This is a genomic window from Martelella sp. NC20 (assembly GCF_013459645.1).
Classification (GTDB): Bacteria; Pseudomonadota; Alphaproteobacteria; order Rhizobiales; family Rhizobiaceae; genus Martelella.
The window spans coordinates 1,043,499-1,058,841 of record NZ_CP054861.1; the positions used below are offsets into that span (position 1 = coordinate 1,043,499).

15 protein-coding genes are annotated in these 15,343 nt (G+C 61.8%); 1 reads left to right on the forward strand and 14 read right to left on the reverse strand.

The window, feature by feature from the left end; genetic code table 11:
* Positions 1-8: 8 nt before the first annotated feature.
* From nrdE to HQ843_RS05140, 9 genes are all read right to left on the reverse strand, one after another.
* On the reverse strand, positions 9-2,180 hold the full coding sequence (gene nrdE, locus HQ843_RS05100) for a class 1b ribonucleoside-diphosphate reductase subunit alpha (RefSeq protein ID WP_246710284.1): 2,172 nt from the start codon (positions 2,178-2,180) through the stop codon (positions 9-11).
* A 2-nt stretch (positions 2,181-2,182) separates the two neighbouring features.
* The gene (nrdI, locus tag HQ843_RS05105; protein WP_180899538.1) at positions 2,183-2,584 is read right to left on the reverse strand and encodes a class Ib ribonucleoside-diphosphate reductase assembly flavoprotein NrdI; all 402 of its coding nucleotides are present in this window, start codon (positions 2,582-2,584) and stop codon (positions 2,183-2,185) included.
* Between the two features lie 125 nt (positions 2,585-2,709).
* Complete coding sequence (nrdH, locus tag HQ843_RS05110; RefSeq protein WP_180899537.1) at positions 2,710-2,931, reverse strand: glutaredoxin-like protein NrdH; 222 nt, start codon at positions 2,929-2,931, stop codon at positions 2,710-2,712.
* A 693-nt stretch (positions 2,932-3,624) separates the two neighbouring features.
* A complete protein-coding gene (locus HQ843_RS05115) occupies positions 3,625-4,356 on the reverse strand; it encodes an SURF1 family protein (protein WP_180899536.1) in 732 nt (243 codons plus the stop codon).
* A 215-nt stretch (positions 4,357-4,571) separates the two neighbouring features.
* A complete protein-coding gene (cyoD, locus tag HQ843_RS05120; RefSeq protein ID WP_180899535.1) occupies positions 4,572-5,018 on the reverse strand; it encodes a cytochrome o ubiquinol oxidase subunit IV in 447 nt (148 codons plus the stop codon).
* Entirely contained in the window at positions 5,015-5,617 is a 603-nt protein-coding gene (cyoC, locus tag HQ843_RS05125) for a cytochrome o ubiquinol oxidase subunit III (RefSeq protein WP_180899534.1), read from the reverse strand. The genes cyoD and cyoC overlap by 4 nt, the downstream gene beginning before the upstream one ends.
* Positions 5,614-7,596 carry a cytochrome o ubiquinol oxidase subunit I gene (cyoB, locus tag HQ843_RS05130; RefSeq protein ID WP_180899533.1) on the reverse strand — a complete coding sequence of 661 codons (1,983 nt, stop codon included), beginning with the start codon at positions 7,594-7,596 and terminating at the stop codon, positions 5,614-5,616. The genes cyoC and cyoB overlap by 4 nt, the downstream gene beginning before the upstream one ends.
* Entirely contained in the window at positions 7,596-8,714 is a 1,119-nt protein-coding gene (gene cyoA / locus HQ843_RS05135; RefSeq protein ID WP_246710285.1) for a ubiquinol oxidase subunit II, read from the reverse strand. The genes cyoB and cyoA overlap by 1 nt, the downstream gene beginning before the upstream one ends.
* A gap of 161 nt (positions 8,715-8,875) precedes the next feature.
* Positions 8,876-9,199 (reverse strand): hypothetical protein, encoded by a 324-nt coding sequence (locus tag HQ843_RS05140; RefSeq protein ID WP_180899532.1) that lies wholly within the window; start codon positions 9,197-9,199, stop codon positions 8,876-8,878.
* Between the two features lie 24 nt (positions 9,200-9,223).
* On the opposite strand from HQ843_RS05140, the gene HQ843_RS05145 reads away from it, so the two are divergent.
* On the forward strand, positions 9,224-9,628 hold the full coding sequence (locus tag HQ843_RS05145) for a hypothetical protein (RefSeq protein WP_180899531.1): 405 nt from the start codon (positions 9,224-9,226) through the stop codon (positions 9,626-9,628).
* 281 nt (positions 9,629-9,909) lie between these two features.
* Here the strand turns inward: HQ843_RS05145 and pgi are convergent, their stop codons facing one another.
* The 5 genes from pgi to HQ843_RS05170 all read right to left on the reverse strand — a co-directional run bounded on the left by pgi (position 9,910) and on the right by HQ843_RS05170 (position 15,298).
* Complete coding sequence (gene pgi, locus HQ843_RS05150; RefSeq protein WP_371822200.1) at positions 9,910-11,592, reverse strand: glucose-6-phosphate isomerase; 1,683 nt, start codon at positions 11,590-11,592, stop codon at positions 9,910-9,912.
* Between the two features lie 371 nt (positions 11,593-11,963).
* Positions 11,964-12,653, reverse strand: a complete 690-nt coding sequence (locus HQ843_RS05155; protein ID WP_180899529.1) for an ABC transporter ATP-binding protein — start codon at positions 12,651-12,653, stop codon at positions 11,964-11,966.
* A complete protein-coding gene (locus HQ843_RS05160) occupies positions 12,650-13,399 on the reverse strand; it encodes an ABC transporter ATP-binding protein (protein WP_180899528.1) in 750 nt (249 codons plus the stop codon). The genes HQ843_RS05155 and HQ843_RS05160 overlap by 4 nt, the downstream gene beginning before the upstream one ends.
* Positions 13,392-14,387 carry a branched-chain amino acid ABC transporter permease gene (locus tag HQ843_RS05165; protein WP_180899527.1) on the reverse strand — a complete coding sequence of 332 codons (996 nt, stop codon included), beginning with the start codon at positions 14,385-14,387 and terminating at the stop codon, positions 13,392-13,394. Before HQ843_RS05165 ends, HQ843_RS05160 begins: the two co-directional genes overlap by 8 nt.
* The gene (locus HQ843_RS05170; protein ID WP_180899526.1) at positions 14,384-15,298 is read right to left on the reverse strand and encodes a branched-chain amino acid ABC transporter permease; all 915 of its coding nucleotides are present in this window, start codon (positions 15,296-15,298) and stop codon (positions 14,384-14,386) included. The genes HQ843_RS05165 and HQ843_RS05170 overlap by 4 nt, the downstream gene beginning before the upstream one ends.
* Positions 15,299-15,343 lie beyond the last annotated feature (45 nt).

Consider the following 15,343-nt stretch of genomic DNA (forward strand, 5'->3'; position numbering starts at 1 on the left):
TCCCCTCATCACAGGCTGCACGATACGCAGCCTTCGACCTCGGTGCCCGAAAGCGCCATCTGCCGAAGACGGATGTAGTAAATGGTCTTGATGCCCTTCTTCCAGGCGTAGATCTGCGCCCGGTTGACATCGCGGGTGGTGGCGGTGTCGCGGAAGAACAGCGTCAGCGACAGGCCCTGATCGACATGCTGGGTCGCGGCCGCATAGGTGTCGATGATCTTGTCCGGCCCGATCTCATAGGCGTCCTGGTAATATTCCAGATTGTCGTTGTTCATGAACGGCGCCGGATAATAGACGCGGCCGATCTTGCCTTCCTTACGGATCTCGATCTTGGAGACGATCGGGTGGATCGAGGCGGTGGCGTTGTTGATGTAGGAGATCGATCCCGTCGGCGGCACGGCCTGGAGGTTGCGGTTGTAGAGACCGCCCTTCATCACCGCGTCCTTCAGCGCAAGCCAGTCTTCCTGTGTCGGCAGCGTGATGCCGGCCTTTTCGAACAGGTCGCGCACGCGCTCGGTCGCAGGCTGCCATTCCTTCTCGGTATATTTGTCGAAATATTCGCCACTTGCGTATTTGGAATTCTCGAAGTCCGCGAAGGAAACGCCGCGTTCGACGGCGATCCGGTTCGAGGCCTTCAGCGCGTGATAGGTCACGGCGTAGAAATACATGTTGGTGAAATCGACGCCTTCCTCCGAGCCGTAATAGACGCGCTCGCGGGCGAGATAGCCGTGCAGGTTCATCTGGCCGAGGCCGATGGCGTGGCTTTCGTCATTGCCCTTCTCGACGGAGGGGACCGAGGAGATGTGGCTCATGTCGGAAACCGCCGTCAGCGCCCGGATCGCGGTATCGACGGTGCGGCCGAAATCGTCGGAATCCATCGCCATGGCGATGTTCATCGAACCGAGATTGCAGGAAATGTCCTTGCCCATGTGCTTGTAGGACAAATCCTCGTCGAATTCGCTGGCTTCCGAGACCTGCAGGATTTCCGAGCAGAGATTGCTCATCGAGATCCGTCCGGCGACCGGGTTGGCGCGGTTGGCGGTGTCCTCGAACAGGATATAGGGATAGCCGCTTTCGAACTGCAGCTCGGCCAGCGTCTGGAAGAAGGCGCGGGCATTGATCTTCTTCTTGCGGATTTCCGGATTGTCGACCATCTCGCGGTAATGTTCGGAGATCGAAACCTCGGTCATCGCCTTGCCGTAGACGCGCTCGACGTCATAGGGCGAGAACAGGTACATGTCCTCGTTGTTCTTGGCGAGTTCGAAGGTGATGTCCGGGATCACCACGCCGAGCGACAGCGTCTTGATGCGGATCTTCTCGTCGGCATTCTCGCGCTTGGTGTCGAGGAAGCGCATGATGTCGGGGTGGTGGGCGTTGAGATAGACCGCGCCCGCGCCCTGGCGCGCGCCGAGCTGGTTGGCGTAGGAGAATGAGTCCTCGAGCAGCTTCATCACCGGGATGACGCCGGAGGACTGGTTCTCGATCTTCTTGATCGGCGCGCCGTGCTCGCGGATATTGGTGAGCGACAGCGCCACGCCGCCGCCGCGCTTGGAAAGTTGCAGCGCCGAATTGATCGAGCGGCCAATCGATTCCATGTTGTCTTCGATGCGCAGCAGGAAGCAGGAGACCAATTCGCCGCGGCTCTTCTTGCCGGCGTTCAGGAAGGTCGGGGTCGCGGGCTGGAACCGACCGGCGATGATCTCGTCGACCAGCGCGGTGGCGAGTGCCTCGTCGCCCTTGGCCAGCGCCAGCGCCACCATGCAGACGCGGTCCTCATAGCGCTCGAGATAGCGTTTGCCGTCGAAGGTCTTCAGCGTGTAGGCGGTGTAATATTTGAAAGCGCCGAGGAAGGTCTGGAAGCGGAACTTCTTGTCAAAGGCGCGGTCCCAGAGGTCGCGCACGAAATTGAAGGCGTACTGGTCGAGCACGTCCTGCTCGTAATAGCCCTCGTCGACGAGGTAATCGAGCTTTTCGCGCAGATTATGGAAGAACACGGTGTTCTGGTTCACATGCTGCAGGAAATACTGCTTGGCCGCCATCCGGTCCGCTTCGAACTGGATGTGCCCTTTCTCGTCATAGAGGTTGAGCATGGCGTTGAGCGCATGGTAGTCGACCGTCGCCGCCTTGGTCTTGGCGGCGGCCTTGTCGAGCACGGTTTCTTCTTCGGCGCGTGTGGCCATTGTCAATTCTGCCGTTTCCAAAACTCTTCCAGTCCCTGTCTGACGTTGCTGACATCCTCCTGCGTGCCGAGAAGTTCGAAACGATAGAGGTATGGTACCTTGCATTTGGCCGAGATGATATCGCCGGCAATGCCGTATGTATTTCCGAAATTGGTGTTTCCGGAGGCGATGACACCGCGAATCAGCGCCCTGTTTTCCGGATCGTTGAGGAACTGGATGACCGGTTTCGGCACCGCCCCGCTGCCGTCGCCGCCGGCATAGGTCGGGACCACCAGCACATAGGGTTCCGCCACCTTTTTCGTATCGCCCTGGGGGCCGAGACGCCTGGCCGGAAGGCCGGTCTTCGACACGAAACGGTGGGTATTGCCCGTAGCGCTGGAATAATAGACGAGCATCCCCGTCATCCTCTTTTCCTCATCACCAATACGGCGCGCCCGTGTGACGCGCCGTCTGATCACTCCAGCGAGCGCCGCATCCTGGTGCGGCGATGCGCCTTGTTCGGCCGGTCCCTGAGACCGGCGCATCAGGATCAGGCCAGCGCGCCGATCATGTCCGGGCGGAAGCCCGACCAGTGCTGCTCACCGGCGACGACGACGGGCACCTGACGATAGCCCATGCCAACGACCTGATCATAGGCGTCGTTGTCTACCGACACATCGACGATTTCATAATCGAGGCCCTTGCGCTCCAGCGCGCGGGTCGTCGCATTGCACTGCACGCAAGCCGGTTTGGAATAGACAGTGATCTTCATCGTTATCCTCGCATAATCATTTTTCTCAAAAAAGCGCCGCCGAGCGAACCCTCGACGCTTTTCCGCGCATCTGGCGAGGCGGACAATGTTGGCATTCAACAAAGCGCAGCCTCTTGCCGGACCATTGTCCGGCTGGACGAAACGCCGGCGGTTGCAAACCGTCAACGTCTCAATTTCTCAACAGTCCCGTCGAACGCATTGACCGGACTGGTATTTTTTACCCTTCGGAGCCCGGCAAAAGTCGCATTGTCCACGGGGAACACCACTTCGACACATGCCTAGGGGGACTCAAAAAACCTGAAACCGGACGCCGCTGACGCATCAGCTTGATTCGATAGAATCACCATAACACAATATGTGCGAACTGGAATGCCCAGACTAACCATATATAGTGTTCCCTGGGTTTCTTTTCCACATTCAGGGTTAACGCAATGTGACAGAAGGAAACAGCAGCCGGAACGGGCGCGCATTTCTGTGGCAGAAACAGCCGGCCCGGCGAATCGGTCTCTGGAAAATGCCGATAGCCGTCAAGATGACCGCTCGCCACGGGCAAGGGCTACCAACCGATAGTTGAACCCGCATGCACGCGCGATTTCTTTCGCGCTTTCCACAGGCGTCAGAAAAGCAGGGGGTCATCGGAAAATGACGCCGGCAAAGGCATCGCCATATGGCAACCCCTTGAGAAACCAGCCGCTATTCCTCGTCGGCCGAAGGCGGACGCCGTTCATAACGCAGCACGAAGACGTAAAGCGCGAGCGTACCAAGCGCCATCGCAAACCATGTCAGCGCGTAGCTCAGATGGGAATTGCGGAACTTGACGACCGTCAGGCCGCCGATGGGCAGCTGGCCCGGCGGGCCGCTGGCCGCCGCATCGATGAAATAGGGCGCGAACGGCACCAGGCCTCTGGTCGCCATGATCGAGGCCACATCGCGGCGATACCATTTGCCGTTGACCGGGTCGCTGGCGCGCGAAAACAGCCAGCCCTTGCTTTCCGGCATTCTGAGCAGGCCCTCGACGGTGACCTCACCGGCAGGCGGGCGGTAATCGGCGGGATCGCCCTCCTTGCCCTCCGGCACGAAACCGCGATTGATCAGCACATAGCTGCCGTCATTCCGCAGAAGCGGCGTCATCACGAAATAGCCGGCGCCAAGCTGGGTCGGATAGTAGATCAGCGTCTGCGCCATCTCGATATAGCTGCCGGTGACGCTGACATGGCGATAGGCGTCGTTTTCGCGCGTCACCGCCGCCCCGTGGCCCGGCGCGGGCGCCACGGGCGCCGCGACGCGGGCGTCGACGGCGGCAATCAGATCAAGCTTCCACTGCAGCCGGTAGACCTGCCAGATGCCGAGCGCCGCGAACACGGCGAACAGCAGCGCGGCGATGGCGGTGAGGACCAGGAACTTCTTGCGGAAAATGGCGGCCATTGCGGCAGGGACCTTTCGGACCGGGAAGTCTTACAATGCTTTGTAAAGGACACAGGCCGGCGGGGTTTTACCTTCGGCGCACAGAAGCACCGCGGCAGAGGCCCGTCGCCCTGCAAGGGTCCTCAAGCCAGGATGACGCCCGAACGTGGCGACACGGCGGTCAGCCAGACAAAAGCGGAACCGCCCCGCAGCCAGGCTGCGGGGCGGCGGACAAGTTACTGCTGGCCCTGCACGATGATATTGCCGGTGACGCCGGCGTCGCGCAATTGCTGGGCGATCTCGGGCGTGGCGCAGACGATCGTGCCATCATCGAGATAGGTGAACCCGCTTTCCGGCAGCGGCATCATGTACTTGTTCATGTTGTGCATCACCCACAGCGAGCCCGCCAGCACGATCAGCAGCAGGATCAGCGCCAGCAGCGACGAGGCCATGGTCCAGCCATGCTCCTGATTGGGGCTGAGCAGCAGGAAATAGCGCAGATGCACCAGAATCTGCGCCGCCGCGCAGATCATCACCACCGTCAGCAGAAAGGCCTTGCTGGTGATCGCATCGGCCATCACCAGACCGAAGGGAATGATGGTCAGCACCGCGGCCAGCACGAAACCGGTCATCAGCGCCTTGAAGCTGCCATGGCCGTGGGAAGTGTGTTCAGCGCTGCTCATAGGATCGCTCCGGTAAGGTAGACCAGCGAGAACACGCCGATCCAGATCAGGTCGAGGAAATGCCAGAACATCGAAAGCGTGGAGGTCCGACGGCGCACCGCCTCGTTCAGCCCGTGTTTCGAGATCTGGAACATCAGCACGATCAGCCAGATCGTGCCGAAGGTCACGTGCAGGCCGTGGGTGCCGACAAGCGTGAAATAGGCCGACAGGAAGGCCGAACGATCCGGCGTCGCGCCCTCGGAGATCAGGTCGTGGAATTCATAGATTTCCATCGCCAGAAAGCAGATGGCGAAAAACCCGGCGACGCCAAGCCATTTCATCAGCCCGGCCTTGTCGCCCTTGTCCATGCGCAGCATGCCGATGCCGAAGGTGACCGACGAAAACAGCAGGAAAGCGGTTTCGACCAGCGCGAACCAGAGGTGGAACAGGTCGTTCGGCGCCGGCCCGCCTGCATAGGAACGGCCGAGCACGGCATAGGTCGCAAACAGCGTGCCGAAGATCAGGCAGTCGCTCATCAGGTAGATCCAGAAGCCAAGCTGGGTCGGACTATCGTGATGGGCGTTGTCGTCGTGATGCGCCGTCTGATCAGCGATCGTCATGCCAGTGCCTCCTTGGCCTTTTCCTGGTCGCGGGCGACCTGCTCGGCCGGAACGTAGTAATCGCGGTCGAAATTGAAGGTGTGGAAGATAATCGAGCCGATTGCGCCGACAAAGCAGAGCACCACCAGCCACCACATATGCCACACCAGCCCGAAACCGAGCGCCAGGCAAAGCCCGGCGGGCACGATCCCGGCCCAGGTGTTCTTGGGCATGTGGATCGGCTTGTAGTCGGTCGGCCACTCGAAGCCTTCCTTCTTCATCCGCCACCAGGCATCACGGCCGGTAACAACGAAATCGGTCGGGAAGTTGTAGGGCGCTACCGGAGACGTGGTCGCCCATTCCAGCGTCCGGCCATTCCACGGGTCGGGACCGCATTTCAGCTTGTCGCGGTTCTTGATGGTGACGACGAGCTGGATCACGGTACTGGCAATGCCGCAGCCGATCAGCAGCATGCCGATGCAGGCGATGATGAAATAGATCTGCCATCCGACATCGGTGTAGCTTTGCAGGCGGCGGGTGACGCCCATCAGTCCGAGCACGTAAAGCGGCATGAAGGCGACGTAGAAACCGATGCACCAGAACCAGAACGAGCGGCGGCCCCATTTGTCGTCGAGCTTGAAGCCGAACACTTTCGGCCACCAGTACTGGTAGCCCGCCATCAACCCGAACACCACGCCGCCGATGATGACGTTGTGGAAGTGGGCAATCAGGAACAGCGTATTGTGGAGCTGGAAGTCGGCCGGCGGAACGGCGAGCATGACGCCGGTCATGCCGCCGATGGTGAAGGTGATCAGGAAGCCCACCGTCCAGTACATCGGCGTCTCGAACCGGATGCGGCCGCGATACATGGTGAACAGCCAGTTGAAGATCTTGGCGCCCGTCGGGATCGAGATGATCATCGTGGCGATGCCGAAGAAGGTGTTCACGCTGGCCCCGGAGCCCATGGTGAAGAAGTGGTGCAGCCAGACGATGAACGACAGCACCACGATACAGGCGGTCGCATAGACCATGGTGCGGTAGCCGAACAGCGGCTTGCCCGAGAAGGTGGCGACCACTTCGGAGAAGATGCCGAAACAGGGCAGGATCAGGATATAGACTTCCGGGTGGCCCCAGATCCAGATCAGGTTCACATACAGCATGGGGTTGCCGCCCATGTCGTTGGTGAAGAAGTGCATGCCGAGATAGCGATCGAGCGCCAGCATGGCGAGCGTGGCCGTCAGCACCGGGAAGGCGGCGACGATCAGGACGTTGGCGGCAAGCGTGGTCCAGGCGAATACCGGCATGCGCATCATGGTCATGCCCGGCGCGCGCATCTTCAGGATCGTGGCGATCATGTTGACGCCCGACAGCGTCGTTCCTATCCCCGCGATCTGCAGCGACCATATGTAATAGTCGACCCCGACATCGGGCGAGTATGCGATCCCCGAAAGCGGCGGCATGGCAAGCCAGCCGGTGCGGCCGAGAAGACCGATGAACAGCGACACGTTGAGCAGGATGGCGCCCGAAACCGTCATCCAGAACGAGAAATTGTTCAGCCACGGAAAGGCGACGTCGCGCGCGCCGATCTGCAGCGGCATCGCGATGTTCATCACGCCGACCAGGAAGGCCATGGCGAAGAAGAAGATCATCACCGTGCCGTGGGCGGTGAAGATCTGGTCGAAGTGATGCGGCGGCAGATAGCCCTGCGCGCCGCCGGCGGCGATCGCCTGCTGGGTGCGCATCATGAAGGCGTCGGTGAAGCCGCGGAACAGCATCACCAGCGCCAGCACGATATACATCACGCCGATCTTCTTGTGGTCAACCGAGGTGAACCACTCGCTCCAGAGATACGCCCATTTGCGGTGGTAGGTGATGAGGCCGAGGACGGTCAGGCCCGCGATGACGACGGCGGCGAAGGTCACATCCAGGATCATGACATCGTAGGGAATGTCGGCCCAGGTGAGCTTGCCGAAAATGAAGTTCCAGAATTCAGATCTCATTACTGCCTCACGGATTCGGATGCGTTCGGCGCATTGTCGCCGCCGGCCATGTTTGTGACCGTCTGGTCGGGATTCTTGACGTTGACCGGGCCGTGGGTCGGCTCGTCCGGATTGGCGTGGAGCGTCTCCTCGAAAGCATGCTGATCAAAGCCCTGGCCCGGCGCGAATTCGTCGTAGACATAGGAATCCTTGGTTTCGATCCCCTTCTTGCCGCCGCCGCCCATCATGTCCTGCATCATCATGTCGCCGATGCAGACCTTGCCCGGCTCGACGCACAGGCCGACGATCTTGTCGAACAGGTTGTCGGCGACGCCGTTGTAATAGGACACGCTGTCGGCAACCGTCGGCTTCTGCAGCGTCTGGTAGGCATCGACCGAGAGCTCGGAACCGGAGGTCTTGACCGTATTGACCCAGTTGTCGAACTCGCTTTCGGAGACGGCGAAGGTCTCGAAATCCATATGGGCATAGCCGGGACCGGAATAATTGGCCGAACGGCCGTAATATTTGCCGGCGTCATCCGCCACCAGATGAAGCTTCGTCTCCATGCCGGCCATGGTGTAGATCATGCCGGCGAGCGCGGGGACCGAGAATGTGTTCATCACCGATGACGAGGTCAGCCGGAGGTTGACCGCCCTGCCGGTCGGCAGCACGAGCTGGTTGACGACGGCGATGTTTTCTTCCGGATAGATGAACAGCCATTTCCAGTCGAGCGACACCGCCTCGATTTCAAGCGGTTCGCCGGCGATGTGATCGAGCGGCTTGTAGGGGTCGAGCCGGTGGGTATAGACCCAGGTCAGCGCCCCGAGCGCGATCACGATCATCACCGGAACGCCCCAGATGAAGGCCTCGAACAGGTTGGAATGCTCGAATTCGGGATCGTAATCATCCGTGGCCTTGCGCGAATCGCGGTAGCGCCAGGGAATGTAGACCGCCAGGATCAGCACCGGAACGATGATGACCATCATCAGCACGGTGGAGGCGATCAGAAGGTCGCGTTCCTCATTGGCGACCCATCCGGCGGGGTCGAGAAGGATCAGCTGACAGCCCGAAAGAGCGAGCACAAGCGGCAGCAGCAATGCCGGTTTTATGAGCTTGGAAAGGTTCACAATCGTTTTCATTCTCTGCCAAACGCCCGGTTTCGCGGAAAAACGCGGGCCTTGTTGTCAATGACTTGCCTGCAGCCTTCCGGCCCATTGTCCCCGCGACACCGGTGCGGCACAGACATTCCCGTTGAGATCGCCCCGCCCCCGGCCTTCCGGCTCAAGAGCACTTGAGGCAGCTAGTAACCCAATTCCGTCAAAAATAAACCGTTTTCGTGCTGTGGCATTTTGGCACAAGGGCGCTGACGCGTCACCTGTACCCCGACCTTTTCGCCCGCAATGCGTGAAAAATGCCACGTCGCCGGCATGCTGCCCTGTTCGCCCGGCAGATTGTCACGACGGGCATGATCCGTCCAATTCAAAATTTCATGCCGGCTTACCCGACGGTCCGCGACCGGAACCGATGGCCGCGCCCGACCGTTGATCCTGCTGCAACCGCTTTTGGTGGTTGCGGTGCCCGAAGCTTTTATGCGACAATACGCCACATGTGACAATTTGCGCATGACCGTTTCGAGGAGGAAACGAATATGACGGGCCTGTTTTTCTTTCCCTATGTGACCAGCGCCGTGGGCGTTCTGCTCGGCGTCTACTGGACCAATGAAGCGCGCGAATATAACCGGCTCGACTATATTCTGCGCGCCTGTTTCATCTTCATCATCAATATCGTGATTTCGTTCCTGCTGGAATTCGCCTTCCCGATGGAGACCGTGACAAGCTCGGGGATCGCGCTGCCGACCGCCTATTTCCTGGGCCTTTCGATCTACGCCGTGGTGCCGGGCCTTGCCTTCGGCCGGTTCACCGCATTCCGCGCCCGCAATATGGGCCACGACAAGTCAATCGCCTACTGGTCGGCGATCCCGTTCGTGTTCATCTATTTCATGCTGGTCGCCCACAGAAACGAACGCCACAAACCGCGCCCGACCCACGCCTGACCGGTACGGGACAGGGGATGAAATAAAAGCCCCGGCAAGCGATGCCGGGGCTTTTTGTTGTGCGGAAATTTTTCCACGCCGAAGATAATGGCTACTCAGCTTGCCCTCACCCGGCGCATACGCGCCACCCTCTCCCCTGCGGGGCGAGGGGGAACCTTGCAGCGTTTTCAGAGCAAGCGGGTACCGCAGAACCGCGCCGTCTTACCCTTCTCCCCGTGGGGAGAAGGTGGCCGAAGGCCGGATGAGGGCGCGGCCTTTCAGCCCGGTAATAACAGCTGCTTCTACTTCGCCGCGTCCAGCAGAGCGGCAACCAGTCCTTGCGTCGATGAATCATGCCCTTCGGCGCTCTCCCTGCCGGAAACGACCGGCAGCAGGCCGGTGGCGAGTTCCTTGCCGAGTTCGACGCCCCACTGGTCGAAGGAATTGATCCCGAACAGCGCGCCCTCCACGAACACCCGGTGTTCGTAAAGCGCAATCAGGCGGCCGAGCGCATAGGGCGTCAGCGCATCATAGACGAAGGTGATTGACGGCCGGTTGCCGGAGAACACCCGGTGCGGCGCGATCTTCTCGGCTTTTTCGACATCCGTTCCCTTGTCGAGAAGCTGGGCTCTCGCCTCGTCCAGCGAACGGCCCTTCATCAGCGCTTCCGACTGCGCCAGGCAATTGGCCATCAGCAACTGGTGCTGGTGGCGCAGATCGGTCTCGAAACCATTGGCGGCGATCATGAATTCGATCGGGATGATATTGGTGCCCTGATGCAGAAGCTGGAAGAAGGCGTGCTGGCCGTTGGTGCCGGGCTCGCCCCAGACGATCGGTCCGGTCGGCGTCGTCACGGCTTCGGATTCGATGGTCACCGACTTGCCGTTGCTTTCCATGTCGAGCTGCTGGAGATAGGCGGCAAAGCGCGACATCCGCTGGTCGTAGGGGATCACCGCGCGCGAGGGATAATCGAGGATCACCCGTTGGTAGAAGCCGACGAGCCCGAGCAGGAAGGGCAGGTTCTCCCTGACCGGCGCCGCGCGGAAATGATTGTCGACCGCATGCGCCCCGTCGAGAAACCGGCCGAAGCTCTTTTCGCCGATCGCGATCATCAGCGGCAGCCCGATCGCCGACCAGATCGAGTAACGTCCGCCGACCCAGTCCCAGAAGCCGAACACCCGCGACTGGTCGATGCCGAACGCGGCGACCTTGTCGAGCGCCGTCGATACCGCGCAGAAATGATGCGCGACCGCCGCCTCGCCCAGCGCTGCCGCGATGAATTTGCGCGCGGTCGCGGCATTGGTCATGGTCTCGACGGTGGTGAAGGTCTTCGAGGCGACGATCACCAGCGTCGTCGCCGGATCGAGCGGCTTCAGCGTATCGGCGATATGGGCGCCGTCGATATTGGAGACGTAATGCAGCCTGGGGCCGTCATGGAAGGGAGCGAGCGCCAGCGTGGTCATCGCCGGGCCGAGATCGGACCCGCCAATGCCGATATTGACGACATCGGTGAACGGCTTGCCGGTGGCGCCGTGAATGGCGCCGGAGCGGATGCCCTCGGCGAAATCGCCCATGGCCGCCAGCACCTCGTTGACATCCGGCATCACATCCGCGCCATCGACCATCACCGGCGTATTGGCGCGGTTGCGCAGCGCCGTATGCAGCACGGCGCGGTCCTCGGTGATGTTGATCTTCTCGCCGGCAAACATCGCCGCGCGCTTTTCCGCCACGCCCGCCTCACCGGCAAGCTTCACCAGCAGATCGAGGATTTCGTCATTGACGGCGGTCTTGGAGAAATCCATCAGCAGGTCTTCGAAGGAGACGCTGAATTTCGAAAACCGCTCCGGATCGGCGGCAAAGGCCGCGCGCAGATCGGTGGCATTGCTGCGCTCGGCCGTTTCCTTGAGCTTGGCGATGAGGGTGTTCATGTCAGTCTGCTCCCTGAAATATGGGGTGGGGCGAAATGTCTTACTTAGCGATTGAATGCGATCCGTGAAGCCCCTTCGGGACGGCCGGCGAGATTTTGCGGCATTGAAGGCGGGCGGGCGCGGAAAATCAAGCGTGGAAGCGATTTGTTTTTTATGAAACGGAAGGCAAGGCGGTTTGCGTGCCCAAGTGCACAGACCTTCTCAGACCCAGCTGAATTGCATTTTCGCCTTGCGGCCTGCTCCCAATATTCTCTCCCGCCTGCGGGAGAGATGCCCCGAAAGGGGTAGTGAGGGTGAAGCAGCGTTTCGGTTCGTGAAGGCGTCCGAGGGGATGGTTCCCCCCTCACTGCCCCTTTTTGGGGCATCTCTCCCCTCCGGGGCGAGAAGATTTGGGGGCTATGCGGCGAAACCAGACGCGATTGGCCCCGTCAGACCCCGAGATACCGATCCGTCAGTTCCGGCGTCAGCGCGTCGATGCCGCCCTGCCAGACGGTTTCGCCGCGTTCGATGATCACGGCGCTGTCGGCGACGGAGGCGATTTCCTTCAGCGATTTGTCGACCAGCAGGATCGAAAGCCCCTCTGCCTTCAGCGCCCGCACTCCGGCCCAGATTTCCTGACGCACCACCGGGGCGAGACCCTCTGTCGCCTCGTCGAGGATCAGCAGGCGCGGATTGGTCATCAGCGCGCGGCCGATCGCCAGCATCTGCTGCTCGCCGCCCGAAAGCGTGGCCGAGACCTGGCGCATCCGTTCCTTCAGCCGTGGAAACAGCGCCTGGATCCGCTCGATATCCCACGGGCCGGGACGGGCGGCGACCACCAGGTTTTCGGCAACCGTGAGCGGCGCGAAACAGCGCCGCCCCTCGGGCACCAGGCCGACGCCGAGCTGGGCGACCTTCGGCGCGGACACGCCCTTGAGATCGCGCCCGGCAAAGCTGAGCCTGCCGCCCGAATGAAGCAGCAGCCGGCTGATGCAACGGATCGTGGTGGTCTTGCCCATGCCGTTGCGCCCCATCAGCGCCACCACCTGGCCCTCGTCCATGGCGAGCGAGACGCCGAACAGCGCCTTGACCGCGCCATAGGCGGCCGTGACGTTTTCGAGTTCCAGCAGCCGGCTCATGCCTCTTCTCCGAGATAGGACCGGCGCACATCCGGATTGGCCCGGATTTCGGCGACGCTGCCCGACGCGATGATCTTGCCGTAGACCAGCACCGAGATGCGGTCGGCGAGCGCGAACACCGCGTCCATATCGTGCTCGACCAGCAGGATCGGCGCTTCGGCCTTCAGTTCGGCAAGCATCGCGGTCAGTTGCTGGCCGCCCTCAAGCCCCATTCCCGCCATCGGTTCATCGAGCAGGAAGGCGCGCGGACGCATCGCCAGCGCCATCGCGATTTCAAGCTTGCGGCGCTCGCCGTGTGAAAGCGACGAGGCGGTGACGTCGGAGCGGTCCTTGAGCCCGGCTTCGGCGATATGAAACAGCGCCGGCTCGGTCAGCTTGCGGTCGTAAAGTGCCGGAATATGGAAACGGAACACGCGGCCCGACGCGCCGGCGACAGCGAGCATGACATTCTGCAGCACCGTGAAATCCGCAATGACGGAAGACACCTGAAAGCTGCGCGCCAGACCAAGCCGGGCGCGGGCGGCGGCATCGAGCGCGTCGATCACCTGGCCCTCGAACCGCATCGTGCCGTGATCGGGCCGGATCTCGCCGACGATCTGCTTGATCAGCGTCGACTTGCCGGCCCCGTTCGGACCGATCAGGGCGTGGATCTCGCCCGGCAACAGCGTCAGGCTGACGTCGTCGGTGACGGTCAGCGCGCCGTAGGATTTGCGAAGACCGGTGATTTCGAGGATTGGCTCATGCATTGCGAAGCTTCCTCTCGGACAGCCGGCCGGTGATCAGGCCGATCAGCCCGCCGGGCGAATAGATCACGATCAGCAGCAGCAGCAGGCCGAGCAGCGCCTGCCAGTATTCGCTGACATCGCCGAGCAGATGTTCGAGCAGGATATAGATCGCCGCCCCCGCCACCGGCCCGCACAGCCTGCCGACGCCGCCGAGGATGACGAACACCATGATCTCTCCGGACATGTGCCAGGACAGCATGGCCGGGCTGACGAAGCGGTTGAGATCGGCATAGAGCGAGCCGGCGAGTGCCACGATCATGCCCGACAGCACGAACGCGACCAGCAGCACGCCATAGGGCCGGATGCCGACCGCCATGGTGCGCTGGCGGTTCTGCCTTGCTGCCTGAAGCGCGAGGCCATAGCGCGACTGGGTGACGACGGCGGTAAACACCAGCGCGATCGCCAGCAACGCCGCGCAGATCGCAAAATACTGGATCGGATCGAAGGTGTTCATGCCCGGGAAATTGTTGCGGACATAGAAGCTCAAGCCGTCCTCGCCGCCATAGCGCGGCCAGCTCACCGCGAAATAATAGACCATCTGCGCGAAGGCGAGGGTCACCATGATGAAATAGACGCCCGTGGTGCGCAGCGACAGCGCGCCGATCGCAAGCGCCAGCAGGCCGCCCGCCACCATCGCCATCGGCCAGATGCCGAGCATGTCGTTGCTGCCGGCGAGCGTGAACGGTAGGGTCAGAACCGGCGCGCCGGACATCGCATGACTTGCCAGAATCCCGGTGACATAGCCGCCAACGCCGAAGAAGGCGGCATGGCCGAGCGACACCAGCCCGCCATAGCCAAGCGCGAGATTGAGGCCGACGCCGGCAAGCGCGAAGATCGCGGCCTTGGTGGCGAGCGTGACGGCAAAGCCGTTGCCCATCAGATGCGCGCCGACGGCAAACGCGACCAGAGCGGCAAAGATGGCAAGGTTGATGATGGTTTCGCGGGTCATGCTCTTGCCCCGAACAGGCCCTGCGGGCGGATCACCAGAACCACGGCCATCAGGATATAGATCAGCATCGAGGCGACGGTGGCGGCCATCGCATTGGCGCCCGAACCGCCGCCGAGAGCCGCGAACAGGCCCGGCAGCAGCGCCTTGCCGAGCGTGTCGGTCATGCCGACCAGAAGGGCTGCGATCAGCGCGCCCTTGATCGAGCCGATGCCGCCGATGACGACGACCACGAAGGCCAGGATCAGCACCGGCTCACCCATGCCGACCTGCACCGACTGGATGGAACCCACCAGCGCGCCGGCAAGGCCCGCAAGCGCGGCACCCAGCGCGAACACGATGGTGTAGAGCCTGGCGATATCGACGCCGAGCGCTGCGATCATCTCGCGGTCGGCCTCGCCGGCGCGGATGCGGATGCCGAGCCGCGTTCGCCCGATCAGCAGCCAGAGACCGACCGCGACCGCCGCCCCGAACAGGATGATCACCAGCCGGAACACCGGATATTGCAGCCCGCCCGGCAGCGTGACCGCGCCCGACAGGAGTTCCGGCAGGTTGAGATAGAGCGGAAACGAACCGAACACAAAGCGCGTGCCCTCGGAAAACACCAGGATCAGCGCGAAGGTCGCCAGCACCTGATCGAGATGGTCGCGGGCATAGAGCTTGCGGATCACCCCGACCTCGATCAGCGCGCCGACGCCGGCGGAAACCAGCAGGCTTGCCGCGAGACCGAGCCAGTAATGCCCGGTCGCCGCCGCCACGAAGGCGCAGGCAAAGGCGCCGACCATGAACAGCGAGCCGTGCGCGAGGTTGATGAGACCCATCACGCCGAACACCAGCGTCAGGCCGGCCGCCATCAAAAACAGCATCATGCCGTATTGCAGGCCGTTCAGGGCCTGCTCGACAAAGAGCGACACCCGCTCCTCCTTCGCGAAAAATGAAGAAACGGGCCGGCGCTTCAG

Coding starts and splice junctions, on each gene's coding strand:
- nrdE (WP_246710284.1), bottom strand. CDS start 2,180: ATGGCCACACGCGCCGAAGAAGAAACCGTGCTCGACAAGGCCGCCGCC.
- nrdI (WP_180899538.1), bottom strand. CDS start 2,584: ATGACGGGGATGCTCGTCTATTATTCCAGCGCTACGGGCAATACCCAC.
- nrdH (WP_180899537.1), bottom strand. CDS start 2,931: ATGAAGATCACTGTCTATTCCAAACCGGCTTGCGTGCAGTGCAATGCG.
- HQ843_RS05115 (WP_180899536.1), bottom strand. CDS start 4,356: ATGGCCGCCATTTTCCGCAAGAAGTTCCTGGTCCTCACCGCCATCGCC.
- cyoD (WP_180899535.1), bottom strand. CDS start 5,018: ATGAGCAGCGCTGAACACACTTCCCACGGCCATGGCAGCTTCAAGGCG.
- cyoC (WP_180899534.1), bottom strand. CDS start 5,617: ATGACGATCGCTGATCAGACGGCGCATCACGACGACAACGCCCATCAC.
- cyoB (WP_180899533.1), bottom strand. CDS start 7,596: ATGAGATCTGAATTCTGGAACTTCATTTTCGGCAAGCTCACCTGGGCC.
- cyoA (WP_246710285.1), bottom strand. CDS start 8,714: ATGAAAACGATTGTGAACCTTTCCAAGCTCATAAAACCGGCATTGCTG.
- HQ843_RS05140 (WP_180899532.1), bottom strand. CDS start 9,199: ATGCGCAAATTGTCACATGTGGCGTATTGTCGCATAAAAGCTTCGGGC.
- HQ843_RS05145 (WP_180899531.1), top strand. CDS start 9,224: ATGACGGGCCTGTTTTTCTTTCCCTATGTGACCAGCGCCGTGGGCGTT.
- HQ843_RS05155 (WP_180899529.1), bottom strand. CDS start 12,653: ATGAGCCGGCTGCTGGAACTCGAAAACGTCACGGCCGCCTATGGCGCG.
- HQ843_RS05160 (WP_180899528.1), bottom strand. CDS start 13,399: ATGCATGAGCCAATCCTCGAAATCACCGGTCTTCGCAAATCCTACGGC.
- HQ843_RS05165 (WP_180899527.1), bottom strand. CDS start 14,387: ATGACCCGCGAAACCATCATCAACCTTGCCATCTTTGCCGCTCTGGTC.